Genomic DNA, 14,733 nt, shown 5'->3' with positions numbered 1-14,733 from the left:
TCCTTATCATTATTATAAAGCTAATAAGGAGCGTCTGACTAACAGATAGCTATGAACATATTCTGGATGTTTCTTCATGCGTACGATGGCATAATCTTGGTTAAATAATGTTGTTAAGATTGTGCGAATTTTATAACGCCAGTCCTCTGCAAGTTTTGGACTTTCCACTTTCATTTTCTGTAGAGATTGAGGGATCGGTAAAAGATAGGCATCTTTATAAAAAGATTGATTTAACTGAAATGTATTTTCTACATCTAGAACTGGTAATCCGTCTACTGTTAATGTCCAAGGTACAATTTCCTGTGCTACTTCTTCTAACTCATCAAGGCTATCTGCCATTTGATCACGCTCGATCCACCATTCAACGACAAGTCTATCTGAAGGTAATCCTTCATTAAAGTCATCTCGAAGTGGACCATAATAATCATTTTCATATTGATAACTAGTGGCGTTCAGTTTTAGAAATGCTAGATTCGCTAAACGCGCCTCTAATGGGTCAATTAACCAGCGGACAAGTTGAAAACCATGCTCTTTTGCATATTCTTGTTGGGCATGCTTCAATAATTCACCCACACCTTGTTCACGATATGCTTTTTCTACACCAATCATGTGCGAATGTAAGTACATTTCTCTATTCCGATAGCCAACGAAGCAATAGTTAAAGCCAATTAGCTTTTCATCTAAATACGCTCCTAATACGATTCCCCCATTTTGTACAGCAGCTAGTAATTGATGGGAGGGGATTGCTTGACTGCCCCATATTTCAGCATTTAATTTTTGGATCTCTGCAATTTCTTTCGGTGTCGTTACTTTGTGAATTCGCACTTGCTCTAACATTACGCTGACGCCTCCTTTTTATGCCCTGACTCCAAAGCTAATAAAACTGCTCTTGTAAGTATCTCCACTCCCGTGACAAGTCTTGCTTGTTTAAATTTCATTTTCGGATGATGCAAGCCTGGTGTTAATCCACAACCCAAGCCCAGCATGGTTGTTTTTAAATGCGGCCGTTGTACAGCATAATGGTGAAAATCCTCTCCTCCAGGTGTATGAACAGGCTTTCTTAAATTTGATAATCCAGCAGCCTGTATAATTGCCTGCTCCATTAAATATTGAGCACTTGTATCAACTTCAGCAGCTACGATATTGGCCACCGTACGTAATTCAATTTGTACTTTATGCAACAATTTAGAGGAATCGATCACACGCTTTACGCCTTGTGCTAAATCGTCCATCACCTTGTTTTGCTGTGCACGAATATCAATCGTAAATGAGGCATTACCTGGGATAATATTGCCCGAATCTCCCCCAGCATGGAATTTCGTCATCTTTACAGATACAGGAACCATAGGATCTGTATGAATGGTTCGCAAATCTTCGATGATTGTTGCACCTACTTCAATGGCATTAATACCTAGGTGCGGTCTTGCAGCATGAGCATCCTCTCCGATAATTTCGCCTTCAAGTAAACGAGAGGCACCATGATATAAGGCTGCACAATAAGTGCCGTCCTCTAGCTCATGAACAGGTCTTACATGGACACCAAATAAATAATCTAAGTCATCAATAACACCTTCTTCTAATACAGATAACGCTCCAGTTCCTTTTTCTTCAGCAGGTTGGAAAATAACGCGGATTGTACCATTAATAGATTGCTGTAGTTCTTTTAAAAGTAATAGTGTACCAATGGCCATCGTCATATGACCGTCATGTCCACATGAATGATTCGCACGGAAATGACCATCTACTTCTTGCCATAAGGCATCTATGTCTGTTCTTAGTCCTACTTTGGGGTTACCTTTGCCTACATCAACATATAATCCTGTGGAATTTTTAAATCGTTTAGGGGAAAAGCCTTCCTGCGTTAATAGCTCCACTATATAATTGGTGGTTTCTACTTCATGCCAGCTGATTTCTGGATTTGCATGTAAATACGTAAAAATCTCCATTAATCTTGGCCTCAAATAATCTAACTCTTCCTTCATAGATTCCAACCCCTTAAATTTTCATATTATTAAAATTATTATAACGAAAATGATAATTTTCTACATAGAAACTTATACCCACATTCAACAAAATAACTACTTACGATAATATATTTCGCTCTCAGCCTCTTAGATAGACTTTTATTTAGATACAAAAAAAGATGCAAGTACAGTTTTTTTAATAACTGTACTTGCATCTTTCATTTAATTAATACCCTTCATCGCTTTTGAAATAATTGGTGAAAGCACCAATATAATAATCCCGACTACAATAGATAAGGTACCTAAGAAACCAAAGTATGTGAATTCGCTTACAACTTCATAGACCTTAACTAATTGCGCATTAATTGCTTGTGCTGCTGCACTTGTTAAAAACCATAAAGACATCGTTTGCGCTGCGAATGCCTGTGGTGCCAATTTCGTTGTGGCAGATAGACCAACTGGTGATAATAATAACTCACCAACAACCACTAAGAAGAATGACAATACTAACCATAAAGGACTCACTAATGTATCTCCACCAGACAGGTGTGCTGGAATCATCATCACTAAGAACGATAGACCCGCAAAGAACAATGCATATGAGAACTTACGTGGTGTTGTTGGCTGCTTGTCTCCCCATTTAAGCCATAGCATCGCAAATAATGGTGCCATTGTAATAACAAATAATGGGTTCAATGACTGGAACCAAGAAGATTGAAGCTGAATACCACCAAAACTTAGCTGTGTACGCTCATCTGCATAAGTCGCTAAAATAGTTGCTCCTTGTTCTTGAATAGCCCAGAACATTACAGCTGATAAAAATAAAGGAATATAAGCAAGTAGACGAGACTTTTCATCCTTTGTTGTTTTTTTACTGCGATACATATAAATAAAGAATGCAGTTGGAATTAATACACCTAGAGCTGTGATGATTAAACTAAATACATTCATTGTTAAAGTACCAGTTTTAATACCGATAGCACCCAAGATGATAATAAGTAAAGCTGCAACTCCGAATTGCGTAAAGACTTTTTTACGTTCTTCAGGCTTTAATGGGTTGTTTACTTGTAAGCCCGCTAAGCCTAAATATTTTTTCTCTGTTAATTTATAAACAATTAAACCAATAAACATACCTAGACCCGCTAAACCAAAGCCAAGGTGGAAGCTATATTTTTGTCCAATTGTTCCGACAATAAAAGGTGCAATAAATGCTCCCATATTAATACCCATATAGAAAATAGAAAAACCTGCATCACGACGGCTATCTGTTTCAGCATAAATGTCCCCAACAATACTTGAAACGTTCGGTTTTAATAAACCAGTACCCATAACGATAAATGCCATGGAAGCAAATAACATGCTCACACCACCAGGCAATGCTAGCAGTAAATGACCAATCATAATTAACACGCCACCATAAAAAATGGTTTTTCGTGTTCCTAAAACTCGGTCGGCAATCCATCCACCTATAATTCCAGACATATAAACAAGTGAGCCGTAGATGGCCATAATAGAGTTTGCTGTTCCGCGGTCTAGACCTAAGCCCCCGTCATGTAATTCGTAATACATAAAGAAGATAAGAATTGCTCGCATACCATAGTACGAGAAACGTTCCCAAAATTCTGTGAAAAACAAAGTAAAGAGCCCTTTAGGGTGTCCAACAAAACCATTTTGAGGGACAGATTTTACAACTTCATCTTTACTAGACATACAATACCCTCTCCCAATAAAAAATTATTCTACAAAAACACAACTACCCTAATATAAGGATAAAAAAACTTTGTTTCATCATACTAAAGCGTTTTATACACTTTAGCAAGAGTTTTAAAAAATGTTGAAAATTTGTCATTTTTCTATAAATTCTGATTGATTATTAGATAAATTATTAAATCCTTTGATATATCTAAGTTTTCTCACACTTTATACCTAAAAGATGTTTAAATTTACAATGAATTATTCTAAAATATTTAAAATTCAGATTCCTTACTTTACTTGAAAATTAATACAATTTCTTGACTACATGTTTTACCTTTGTTCTAGATTCTACTATTCCCTCTAATCATAAAAAGCATGCCAAAAATCTTTTGGCATGCTTTGGGAAGTATATTTTTTAATTAATAACATAGTGCTGATACTTTGCGTAATCTGCTGCTTTTACTTCAAGAGACAATAATGTCCCACCCTCTTCATAGGCTGTATTAAAAACAGAGGCATTCTCATTTAAATAAGAAACAACGTTCCCATGATCATAAGGTATTAACATTTCACACGTTACGTAATGCGAGAAGATGTGTTGACGAATTAGCTGTACTAATTCTTCTAAACCAACCCCCTGCTTTGCTGAAATCCAAATATTATCTCCACTTACCACAGGATATGGAACATCTGCTATATCTGCTTTATTGTATACATAGATTGTAGGAATGTCCTCAACACCAACTGCTTTAAGTGTTTCGTTCGTCACATCCATCATAAATCCGTGCTCTGTATTCGAAACATCCACCACATGCAGTAAAAGATCCGCATCTCGGGCCTCTTCCAAAGTGGAGCGAAATGCCTTCACTAAATGGTGAGGTAATTTACTAACAAAGCCTACAGTGTCTGTCAGTAAAAAGGTCTTTTTATCAGGTAGTTCAATCTGACGAACAGAAGTTTCAAGGGTAGCAAAAAGCATATCCTTCTCAAAGACTTGCTTGTGCTCTTCTTGTCCTATTTGTGTAAGCAGTTGATTCATAATCGTTGATTTCCCAGCATTTGTATAGCCTACAATCGATACAACCGGAAGAGCATTTTTACGACGCTGTTTACGCTGCGTTTCTCTCTGCTCCTTAACGTGCTCTAGATCCTTTTTAATTTTAGCAATTTGATCTTCAATTTTTCGTCGATCCAATTCCAGCTTTGTCTCACCAGCACCACGGTTTTTAAAGCCTCCCCCAGTACCTCCACCCTGACGGCTTAAAGAGGCATGCAAACCCACTAAACGAGGTAGCATATATTGAAGCTGTGCTAATTCCACCTGCATTTGGGCTTCACGTGTTTTTGCGCGCCTTCCAAAAATATCTAAAATAAGCATTGTTCGATCAATGACCTTCGTTGCTAAATCACGTTCCAAATTACGGATTTGCGAAGGAGACAGTTCATCATTAAAAATAACGAGGTTTGCTTGTGCTTCTTCATAAAAACTTTTGATTTCTTCTATTTTACCTGTACCCACATAATGGGAAGGTGTCACACGTTCCAAATTTTGCGTGACAGTCCCAACCACTTCTACATGCAAGGCCTCAGCTAAATTTTGTAACTCTTCCATAGAATAGTCAAAGTGCTCATCATTTCGTAAATTCACGCCAACTAGTATGGCCTTTTCAATTAATACATCAACTTCCTTAATTCTATCCATTAGAAACCTCCCACCAAAGCTTGGTGTCGCTACGACAAATTTTCTTCATCTTACCATAATATACCCTTTTTCGTATTTGAAGATCATCGTTAACTTTCCTAAAAAATGCGCCTCATGTAAAGGCGCATCTCAACTATTTTCTTTCTTCTTTTAGCAGGGCTTCTGAGCGTGTGAACTCTTCTTCAATTTCTTTATTTGGTTTATATGTCAGTATACTGACAACAACCGCAACAATTAAACAAACAATGAAGCCAGGAACAATTTCGTACAACGTACTTGATAAAGCATCTACTTTACCCCAAATAAACGCAGTTGCAGCCCCTGTTACCATTCCGCTAAGTGCTCCGTAGTTCGTTAACTTTCTCCAATATAAAGAAAGTAAAATAACAGGTCCGAAGGCTGCACCGAATCCTGCCCAAGCAAAGCCAACTAAGCTTAAGATAGAACTATCTGGATTCCACGCTAGGATTGCTGCAATAATTGCAACAACTAATACAGCCATACGCCCAACAAAAACGTAATGCTTATCGTCTGCTGTTTTATTAAATAATGCTTTATAAATATCCTCTACAAGTGCTGAAGAAGTTACGATTAATTGAGAAGAAATTGTACTCATAACAGCTGCTAAAATAGCCGCCAGCATAATACCTGCTATAAATGGATGGAATAAAATCTGACCAAGTACAATAAATACTGTTTCAGCGTCTTTTAGCTCACCAGCATTTTGCTGATAATAGGCTACACCAACCAAGGCAGTTCCAATAGCTCCAAATAAGCTTAACATCATCCAGCCAATACCAATGCGTCGTGCTTGCTTCGTTTCTTTAACGGAACTAATCGCCATAAAGCGGACGATAATATGAGGCTGTCCAAAATAGCCTAATCCCCAAGCAACTGAAGAAATGATCCCTGCTGCTGTCGCAGTGGCTGGTAATAAATTTAGAAGATCTGGATCAACAGATTTAATAGATGAAATGGTTTCACCTATACCACCTGTTACAAATAAACCAAATAGCGGTACCATAATAAGTGCTAAAAACATAATAAGACCTTGTAAGAAGTCTGTATAACTTACCGCTAAAAATCCGCCAAAAAGAGTGTATGCTACAACTACAGCTGACACAATTAATAAGCCTGTATGGTATTCATAACCAAATGAACTATCGAAAAACTTGCCCCCTGCTACCATTCCTGACGATACATAAAATGTAAAGAATATGAGGATGATGATACCTGAAGCAATTCTAATAAGCTTCGTATGATCACGTAATCGATTATCCAAATAACTTGGAATAGTAATGGAATCATTTGTAACCTGTGTATATACCCGTAAACGTGGTGCCACAAGTAGCCAGTTTAGGTAAGCTCCTATTGTTAATCCAATTGCAATCCAAGCCTCCACAAGACCTGATAAAAATATCGCACCTGGTAAGCCCATTAGGAGCCAGCCAGACATATCCGCAGCACCCGCACTTAGCGCAGTAACCGCTGGACCTAAGGAACGACCGCCAAGCATATAATCTGTTAAATTAGATGTTTTAACAAATGCATACCAGCCAATTGCTAGCATGGCGATCATATAAATAACAATCGCTAATAATTGATACATGTTATCCGACATATTTTCTCCTCCTTATTAATCCTTAGTATCACCAATTTAAAAAGAATTACTGTATTTAAGATACCACGAATATACAATTCCACCTATAAATACTCGGAATTTTTATTAAATTTATTCCGAATACCAAAGATGCCATTGTCTTTTATAAAATGTGTTAAACTAGTGCCATCTATAACACAATAAAGTAGGCGAAAATGTATGACATTTGAAGAAATGAAAGCTCTGCTCACTGAGCAAATTTTGCAACAAAAGCTTGTGACAGCTACAATCAGTCAACCACGTATGAAATCAAATGAAATAAAACGTATAAAATTAAAACCATTAATGTTAAAAAATCAGTACCATATACAAATTGAATACCAATATGAACGGATTTTAAAACATGAAAATATTCTATTGGCTCATTTACCTTCCAAGCTTGACGCGTTTTTTGAGGAGTATCGTCAAGCTCATATTGATTTCGTAGATGAAACGGTACAAGTACAATTATCAAAAAAGAACAAAGTCCTTTGGAAATCAGATAAAACAGCTTCACCTAAACAAGTCCATCTAAGCCATAATCGTAAAAAAAATTATTTACTATCTGATGATCAACCCTATCCATTTTTAATTCGACTGGGGGTACAAACAGAAGAAGGAAAGGTTAAGAAACAAAAGTATGATAAATTTAAACAGATTAACCGCTTCATTGAATTTATAGATGATGCCTTAACCTATTTACCTCAGGATCGACAGGTGAGGATTTTAGATTTTGGTTCAGGAAAATCCTACTTAACCTTTGCTTTGTATCATTATTTAAAAATTGAAAAAGGCTTAGACATTCGTGTTACTGGTTTAGATTTAAAAAAAGAGGTTATTGAAGAGTGCTCAAGAATAGCACAGGATCTAGGCTATGATCAGCTAGAATTTCTTGTAGGAGATATCAATGATTATAATGATGAAAGTGCTGTGGATATGGTGGTGACACTCCATGCATGTGATGTAGCGACAGATATGGCCTTGGCTCGTGCTGTGAAATGGGGAGCAAGTGTCATTCTAAGTGTGCCTTGCTGTCAGCATGAGTTAAATCGTCAACTAAATACACCTGCTCTCGATATTATGTTGCAACATGGACTTGTTCGAGAGCGATTTGCGGCACTTGCTACAGATGCTATTCGAGCTGAAATTTTATCGCTTGTTGGCTATGAGGCACAGCTTTTAGAGTTTATCGATATGGAGAATACACCTAAAAACATATTAATTCGAGCCTATCAAACAGGTAAAAAACCAAATGAAGAGCAACGTGCCAGCTATGATGCCTTCTTAAAATTATTGAATGCAACACCATTTTTAGCGAATGAGTTAAAAGAGTATTTATAACATACAGATGTACTTCAATCCAAATAAAAGGCGATCCAATGTTGATTGGACCGCCTTTTTTATTATAACTCTTGTCGTAAAGCTTGAATAACGTCGATTTTTGTTGCTTTACGTGCTGGGCGATAACCTGAAATCATCGCTACACCAACACTAATGGCTGCTGCAATAATGACTAGTTGCCATGGAATAAGAGAAAATGTTATATCATTTGTTGCAAAAGCTTCCTCCCCTGTTGCCGCCTTAAGAATTAATGGTAATGCTGCATTAGCCGCAAAGCTAATAGCATACGAGATGACAACCGCAATTAGCGTACCAAAAATACCGATAAATGTGCTTTCCATTAAAAATAACCGTTGTATAAGCTTCGGACTTGCCCCAATTGCCTTTAATACACCAATTTCACGTGTTCGCTCTGTCACAGCCATTGTCATTGTATTAAAAATACCAATGGAAGCAATCAATACAGCAATTGTACCAACAAAGATTAAGCCAATTTTTAATACAAGGAAAAATACATTCATTTGATCTAGTTGCTCTGTTACTGAATATACGCTATAGCCCTTATCTTTTAACTTCTCTAAAATTGGCTTTACGTTTTCTAATGTATCCGCATAAATATTAAATTCAGAGTAAAACAGCTCATCCTCTGCCATGTTATTATCTGTAGATAAATTTTCAACCCATATTGCCTTTTGCTCTTTGTCCATATGAATAGCGTTATCAACCATCCAATCATAAGAAGGTTTCTCCATTACGCCAACAATTGTATAGCTCATTTTTTGCGTTTCATCATTTGTACCCGTGTGAGGAACTAAGGACAGGTCTATGTTCTTTCCAATCAATGATTCTTTATAGCCCTCTTCACTACCATCATAATACGTACCCTCTGCTTCAGCCTTTTTACTTTTTTCCGCAATGACATCACGTTCTTTTTCATTCAATAATGTTTGAGCAAAATGATACCCTACAACAATTTCATTAGATTTCGTTGGATAACGCCCTTTTGCAAGCTTTCCATTTACCTGTTCAAAGTCCTGCATATCTGACAATATTAAATTAGAAGTAGTATCACGATCTTCAAAAAATGATTGTGCGGTAGCATTGACACTAATTGTTTCAAGCACCGTTTCTACATGTTCCATTTTTTTAATTTCTTGTACTTGTTCTTCAGTTAATTGCTTATCGCCATATACTTGAATTTTTGTAACTGTTTCGTTTGAAAGAATTTCATTACGTAAAGATTCCTGTAAACCAAAACCAACGGATGCTAGCACGATTAAAAAGGCACAGCCCATCGTTGCAGCTAGTATCGTCATAAACACACGCAGCTTATTTTTCTTGATATGCTGTGTTACAAAATCTAATTGATCCTTAAATAACATGTTAAGCTTCCTCCTTTACAAGTTCTCCATCGTACATGCGGAAGCGTCTATGTGCGATAGTAGCTACTTCTTCATCGTGCGTGATAATGACAAAAGTTAGCCCTAATTCACGATTTAAACTTTGAATAAGCAATAAGATATCCTGCTCGGTTTCTGAATCGAGACTCCCTGTTGGCTCATCAGCAAGTAATATAGGAGGATTCGTAATAAGGGCTCGTGCAATGCTGACACGCTGTTGCTGTCCACCTGACAATTCATTGGGATAATGGTCTGCTACTTCTGTCAAACCAACCTTGTCCATTAATTTCTTCACTTTTTCTTTGCGCATAGCCTTACGCAAACCCTGTAGCTTTAAAGGTAATTCGATATTTTCAAAAGCAGTTAAACCAGGCATCAATTGAAAGTTTTGAAAAATAAAACCGAATTGACGTAAACGGAAGGCAGCACTTTCTGTTTCAGTTAGATGGGCTGTTTCCTTTCCATTTACTTTAATAGAGCCCTGTTCAGCCTTCATAAAACCAGCTAGAACTTGTAATAAGGTCGATTTTCCTGAGCCACTTTTACCTACAATGGCAACAATTTCTCCTTTATGGACCTCGAAGTTCACACCTTTCAATACCGGCACTTGCTTTTCCTTCCCTCGTTTTCCAATTAAAAATGTATGTTGTAAATTTTCAACCTGAATCATTAGTTAATAAACGCTCCTTTCCTATACATTTTCCATTGTAGTAAACAATTCTTAATAAAGAGGGAGGATAAAAATGAAGATATTCTTAAGAATAAGAAGGTACTCTTCTGGTTATCAAATGAATTTACAATACCTTTACAATTCGAATGCGCTATTTTTATTACCTTCTATTATCTTTCGTGTCTTAATCTGTACTAATAAGTCACCATTACAGAGGAATAGCCATTTATAACAAGGTTTTATCTGTACTCATAAAAATAAATACAGCTGGATTACCTTATATTTTGTGAACGAATTGTATATTACAGCAATGTAAATTTTCATGTCGATTAGTAAATTTTTATGTAGATAAATTAAAGATTTTGTTATGATAGTAAAGTTTAGAGGTCGATTAATTTATTTATATCCAGGAGGATTCGATTCACATGCTTAACTCAAAAAAACAAGACCCTTTCTTTATTGCATTGCATAAAATTGCTGAAAATATGAGAGAGGCTGTACATTACGCAAATGATTTTCGTATTAACAGTGTAGCTGACCTAAAAGAGATTAGCATTACAATGAAAAATTATGAAACTGCTGGTGATAAGCTTATTCATGAACTGATTGTCATGTTAAACAAATCATTCATGACACCTATTGAACGTGAGGATATTTTAGAGCTCGCCATTCGTATGGATGATGTTTTAGATGGAACAGAACACTGTATTGCACACTTTGAAATGTTTTCGCTCACTGAGATTGATGAATCTATGCGCATTTTCTTAGGGTTTATTTCAAAAAGTGCTGATGAAATAGTCAAAGCGACAGAAGAGTTAAAGAAAAAGAATCTAATTGGCATGCGTCCACACGCAATTCTTATTAAAGACTATGAACGTGAATGTGATGAGGTACAACGTACTTCTATTAAGAAGTTATTTTTAAATGAAAAAGATCCAATCCGCCTCATTAAATTTAAGGATATTTATGAACAACTTGAAGATATCGCTGATCATTGTCAAAACGTAGCAAATACTATGGAAACAATTATCATGCGTAACGCATAATTAGGAGATGGGCACTTTACAATGAACACAATCATTATATTAACCGTACTGGTCGTCATCTTTGCCCTAACATTTGACTTTATCAATGGCTTCCATGATACAGCAAATGCTATTGCAACTTCGGTTTCTACTAGAGCATTGCCGCCACGCACGGCAATCATTATGGCGGCAACTATGAACTTTATTGGTGCTATCACCTTTGTAGGGGTTGCAAAAGCTCTAACAAAAGATATTGTAGATCCTTTTGCATTAAATGCTTTTGAAGGAGACACAACTGGCTCAGTCGTTATTTTAGCTGCATTAATTTCAGCTATAATTTGGAATTTATTGACATGGTATTTCGGTATTCCGTCAAGTTCTTCACACACATTGATTGGGTCTATTGCCGGTGCTGCAATCGCATCTGCTGGTTTTAATGTGTTAAACTATGGCGGCTTTACTAAAATCATCATGGCTTTAGTGTTTTCACCTTTACTTGCTATTTGTGCAGGCTTTATTATGATGACTCTTTTTAAACTATGGTTTAAAAATTTAAATTTATATAGGACGAATAAAGGTTTCCGTACAATGCAAATTTTTACTGCTGCCATCCAATCGTTCACCCATGGTACAAATGATGCGCAAAAAGCGATGGGGATTATGACGATGGCGTTAATCGCTGGTGGTTTGCACACTGGAGATGAAATACCTTTCTGGGTGCGTGCTGCTGCAGCTACAGCAATGGGGCTAGGTACGTCAATTGGTGGTTATAAAATCATTAAAACGGTTGGCGGTAAGATTATGAAAATCCGCCCTGTTAATGGTGTTGCGGCAGATTTAGCATCTGCTACTGTTATTTTTGGCGCTACGCTAATCCACTTACCAGTTTCAACAACACATGTCATTTCTTCCTCCATTATGGGTGTCGGTTCAGCACAGCGTGTGCGTGGTGTAAACTGGGGTATGGCTCGAAAGATTGTTACTACTTGGGTGATTACAATGCCAATTTCTGCCGTTATGGCGTCTGTTATTTATTTCATATTATCATTATTCTTTTAATAGTAAGACTCCTGTCCAAAAAGTGGATGGGAGTCTTTACTTTGTCACACGACAAAATGTGACACATCCTTTACACTAATTGAAAAGGGGGATGTATAAACAACTATGAAAACTTTTTCAGCTTTTATTACAGCACATGCGAAAGCAATCGTAGTCATATGGCTTATTATTTTTCTAGCAATGGCGTACTTTGCTTTACAGCTTCCAGGCAAACTTCAAGGTGATGGTTTCTTTGTCGAAGCAGATCATACCTATGTTACCAACGAGCTAGCAGAAAAATTTGATTTACCATCTAATACGATTTTGGTTGTCTTTGATCCAGCTGAAGATCAGAAAATTGAAGACACTTTAAAAAAATTAGATAGCATAAAAGAGATTCATTCTATTCAATCACCTTTAGAAGACTCCTCTTTACGGAAAGATGGTATTGCCTATGCTATGGTTCACATAAAGAACGATGTAGAAAACCTTCCTGACATTGTTGAGGAATTCCGTTCATTAATTGAAAAAGACGGAATTAGTATCACTGGAGGGCCTGTTATTTCTGCTGACATAAATACTGCTAGTCAAAAGGATTTGGCATCAGCTGAGGCCATTGGATTGCCAATTGCCATCGTGGTACTCTTATTAGCGTTCGGTACAGTTGTTGCTTCTATTTTGCCAATCGTCATTGGTGTTGTGACAGTGGTTACCGCCTTTGGTATGATGACACTGCTCAGTGCTAATGTAAATCTATCTATTTTCGTCTTAAATATTGTTCCAATGCTTGGGCTGGCTTTAAGTATTGATTTTGCGTTGCTGTTTATTAATCGTTACAGAGAAGAACGCACACATACTTCTATTGCTCAAGCCATTCAAACTGCTATTCAGACAGCAGGTCGTTCTATCATTTTCTCCGCAGTCTGTGTCATGATTGGCTTAGGGGCGATGATTGTCATTGATGTAGAAATTTTTCATAATATCGCCCTAGGAGGCACTATAGTCGTCCTGTTAGCCGTTCTTTCTGGCTTAACATTACTTCCTGCCACTATGATGCTATTAGGAGATAGACTTAATAAATGGCGCTTAATACGCGTTAAACCAGGTGGGGCTAATCGTTGGCGTGGCTTTGCAGGTTTTGTCATGAAGCATCCAGTAGCTATAGTGATTTCAGCATTATTATTACTAGGCATCGGCATGATCCCTTTAAAGGATATCCAATTAACCATTCCACAGGTGGACTCCTTACCTACGAAATATGATGCTCGTGCAGCATACGATAAATTAGATGAAACGTTTGGACTAGGTGAATCTTCTACATTATATTTGTTGGCTGAACGAAAAGATGGCTGGGAGGATACTGAGGGTAGAGAGCTAATTTATACTATTCAAGAAAAGCTATTAAAGGACCCATTAGTGACTAATGTTTCAACTATTTATACAGCTGCTAACATTCAAACACCAGAGGAGCTTTCTGCTTCTTTAGCTATTCCCCAGGTTGCTGAACAATTAAAACCTGTTATTAATTCATTTTCAAAGGATACACAGCTATTTGTTCCAATTACAATTGATGCAGCAGGTTCTTCCTCTACAGCTCAAAAATTTGCCCGAACATGGATGGACAAAGACCTGGGCGTGGATTTTGCACTTGGTGGACCAGCTAAATTCAACCAAGAAATCTTTGATGAAATTGCTAATAAAATTGTTTTAGCTATAGCAATTATTATCGTTTCTACATTCTTTATTTTAATGTTGGCATTCCGTTCTATTTTAATTCCGTTAAAGGCAATAATCATGAACATTATTGGGCTTTCATCTGCATTCGGGATACTCGTTTATATTTTCCAATATGGTCATTTTGGTATTGAAGCAAGCTCCATCGTGCTAATCATTCCAGTTATTGTTTTTTGTCTTGTATTTGGCTTAAGTATGGACTACGAAGTCTTTTTAATTTCTCGTATCCAAGAGGAATATTTAAAGGGCTCCGATAATACGCGTGCAACAATTGATGGCTTAACATCCACTAGCCGAATAATTACATCTGCAGCGCTTATCATGATTGTTATTACAGGTGCATTTGCCTTCACAGATGTAATGCCTGTGAAGCAAATTGGTGTGGGTATCGCTATTGCTGTTGCCATTGATGCAACAATTATTCGTCTTATGCTTGTGCCTAGTCTCATGAAGCTGTTTGGTGATTGGAACTGGTGGCTTCCTTTCTCAAAGAAAAGTAAATAACATAAAGAAAATCCGCCTCCC

The 14,733-nt window shown here is 37.0% G+C and carries 11 protein-coding genes; 4 read left to right on the top strand and 7 right to left on the bottom strand.

Translation table 11 applies throughout. The features are described 5' to 3' along the window. Positions 1–12: 12 nt before the first annotated feature. The 5 genes from VK91_RS15985 to putP form a co-directional block, all read right to left on the bottom strand. Entirely contained in the window at positions 13–837 is an 825-nt protein-coding gene (locus tag VK91_RS15985) for a GNAT family N-acetyltransferase (RefSeq protein ID WP_048394192.1), read from the bottom strand. After that, positions 837–1,982, bottom strand: a complete 1,146-nt coding sequence (locus VK91_RS15980; protein ID WP_048394190.1) for a M20 peptidase aminoacylase family protein — start codon at positions 1,980–1,982, stop codon at positions 837–839. The genes VK91_RS15985 and VK91_RS15980 overlap by 1 nt, the downstream gene beginning before the upstream one ends. A gap of 204 nt (positions 1,983–2,186) precedes the next feature. Then, a complete protein-coding gene (locus tag VK91_RS15975) occupies positions 2,187–3,674 on the bottom strand; it encodes a peptide MFS transporter (protein WP_048394189.1) in 1,488 nt (495 codons plus the stop codon). Positions 3,675–4,074: 400 nt separating this feature from the next. Further along, the gene (hflX, locus tag VK91_RS15970) at positions 4,075–5,361 is read right to left on the bottom strand and encodes a GTPase HflX (RefSeq protein ID WP_048394188.1); all 1,287 of its coding nucleotides are present in this window, start codon (positions 5,359–5,361) and stop codon (positions 4,075–4,077) included. A 133-nt stretch (positions 5,362–5,494) separates the two neighbouring features. Then, the gene (gene putP, locus VK91_RS15965) at positions 5,495–6,982 is read right to left on the bottom strand and encodes a sodium/proline symporter PutP (RefSeq protein ID WP_048394185.1); all 1,488 of its coding nucleotides are present in this window, start codon (positions 6,980–6,982) and stop codon (positions 5,495–5,497) included. A gap of 198 nt (positions 6,983–7,180) precedes the next feature. On the opposite strand from putP, the gene VK91_RS15960 reads away from it, so the two are divergent. Further along, the gene (locus tag VK91_RS15960; protein WP_048394183.1) at positions 7,181–8,341 is read left to right on the top strand and encodes an SAM-dependent methyltransferase; all 1,161 of its coding nucleotides are present in this window, start codon (positions 7,181–7,183) and stop codon (positions 8,339–8,341) included. Between the two features lie 62 nt (positions 8,342–8,403). On the opposite strand, the gene VK91_RS15955 is transcribed toward VK91_RS15960, so the two are convergent. Together VK91_RS15955 and VK91_RS15950 are read right to left on the bottom strand one after the other, a co-directional pair. Further along, a complete protein-coding gene (locus VK91_RS15955; RefSeq protein WP_048394182.1) occupies positions 8,404–9,723 on the bottom strand; it encodes an ABC transporter permease in 1,320 nt (439 codons plus the stop codon). A 1-nt stretch (position 9,724) separates the two neighbouring features. Beyond that, on the bottom strand, positions 9,725–10,411 hold the full coding sequence (locus VK91_RS15950; protein ID WP_048394180.1) for an ABC transporter ATP-binding protein: 687 nt from the start codon (positions 10,409–10,411) through the stop codon (positions 9,725–9,727). 425 nt (positions 10,412–10,836) lie between these two features. Here VK91_RS15950 and VK91_RS15945 point away from each other — a divergent pair, with 425 nt between their 5' ends. The 3 genes from VK91_RS15945 (at position 10,837) to VK91_RS15935 (ending at position 14,712) form a co-directional block, all read left to right on the top strand. Then, complete coding sequence (locus VK91_RS15945; RefSeq protein ID WP_004231927.1) at positions 10,837–11,457, top strand: DUF47 domain-containing protein; 621 nt, start codon at positions 10,837–10,839, stop codon at positions 11,455–11,457. 21 nt (positions 11,458–11,478) lie between these two features. Continuing rightward, positions 11,479–12,495: an inorganic phosphate transporter gene (locus VK91_RS15940; RefSeq protein ID WP_004231925.1), complete on the top strand. Its 1,017-nt coding sequence runs from the start codon at positions 11,479–11,481 to the stop codon at positions 12,493–12,495. Between the two features lie 105 nt (positions 12,496–12,600). Beyond that, complete coding sequence (locus VK91_RS15935) at positions 12,601–14,712, top strand: MMPL family transporter (protein ID WP_048394179.1); 2,112 nt, start codon at positions 12,601–12,603, stop codon at positions 14,710–14,712. Positions 14,713–14,733 lie beyond the last annotated feature (21 nt).

The sequence above is a fragment of the Lysinibacillus sp. LK3 genome, assembly GCF_001043675.1.
Taxonomy (GTDB): domain Bacteria; phylum Bacillota; class Bacilli; order Bacillales_A; family Planococcaceae; genus Lysinibacillus; species Lysinibacillus capsici.
Note: the sequence above shows the minus strand (reverse complement) of the source record. Positions and strands in the feature narration are given on the sequence as shown.

Coding starts and splice junctions, on each gene's coding strand:
- VK91_RS15985 (WP_048394192.1), bottom strand. CDS start 837: ATGTTAGAGCAAGTGCGAATTCACAAAGTAACGACACCGAAAGAAATT.
- VK91_RS15980 (WP_048394190.1), bottom strand. CDS start 1,982: ATGAAGGAAGAGTTAGATTATTTGAGGCCAAGATTAATGGAGATTTTT.
- VK91_RS15975 (WP_048394189.1), bottom strand. CDS start 3,674: ATGTCTAGTAAAGATGAAGTTGTAAAATCTGTCCCTCAAAATGGTTTT.
- hflX (WP_048394188.1), bottom strand. CDS start 5,361: ATGGATAGAATTAAGGAAGTTGATGTATTAATTGAAAAGGCCATACTA.
- putP (WP_048394185.1), bottom strand. CDS start 6,982: ATGTCGGATAACATGTATCAATTATTAGCGATTGTTATTTATATGATC.
- VK91_RS15960 (WP_048394183.1), top strand. CDS start 7,181: ATGACATTTGAAGAAATGAAAGCTCTGCTCACTGAGCAAATTTTGCAA.
- VK91_RS15955 (WP_048394182.1), bottom strand. CDS start 9,723: ATGTTATTTAAGGATCAATTAGATTTTGTAACACAGCATATCAAGAAA.
- VK91_RS15950 (WP_048394180.1), bottom strand. CDS start 10,411: ATGATTCAGGTTGAAAATTTACAACATACATTTTTAATTGGAAAACGA.
- VK91_RS15945 (WP_004231927.1), top strand. CDS start 10,837: ATGCTTAACTCAAAAAAACAAGACCCTTTCTTTATTGCATTGCATAAA.
- VK91_RS15940 (WP_004231925.1), top strand. CDS start 11,479: ATGAACACAATCATTATATTAACCGTACTGGTCGTCATCTTTGCCCTA.
- VK91_RS15935 (WP_048394179.1), top strand. CDS start 12,601: ATGAAAACTTTTTCAGCTTTTATTACAGCACATGCGAAAGCAATCGTA.